Below are 510 nucleotides of genomic sequence, written 5' to 3' on the forward strand. Positions count from 1 at the left end.
GCGTGGGCGCTACGGTCTTTCTTGGTGGACTCAAGATATGGGGTGGGGCGTTGGCTACGGCAGTTGGCATCTATCTCGCTAGGTACGACTGGTCCGATGCAGACGAAGCCCGAAGGCACGGAAATCGTGGGTTGACTGCGGCTTATCTGACCCGTTTCACGGTGACGCTCACCATGATCGCGAGTCAGGCCAGCATCGCATTTGCAGCGGCGGGGCCGATGCTCAAATTGTTAGCCGAGCGCGCAGTTTATTCTCGTTGGTCTCCTTTGCTTAGCGCTCTAGCCAGATCTGCCGCATTCCTGGGCAAGGAAACCGTCGCCCTACTGATGCGGCGCATCCTGCTTCGTGGCACCTGGATCGTACTGGCCGTTAGCGCATTCATTGCCATTTTCGATGACGACGCCCTGCAAAAATGGTGCAAACACACCATGTATCGCGGACCCAAGTTCAATGGGGAAAAACCATACGAGGATACGCAAGAAGAACTTGCCGCTCTCTATGGCGGACTGC

The 510-nt window shown here is 56.5% G+C and carries 1 protein-coding gene; it reads left to right on the forward strand.

The window, feature by feature from the left end; all coding sequences use genetic code 11:
• Positions 1-131 precede the first annotated feature (131 nt).
• A partial coding sequence (locus AC1DK4_RS40790) for a hypothetical protein (protein WP_477132276.1) occupies positions 132-510 on the forward strand: 379 nt, incomplete at its 3' end.

It is taken from the genome of Cupriavidus sp. 05N38, from assembly GCF_056397345.1.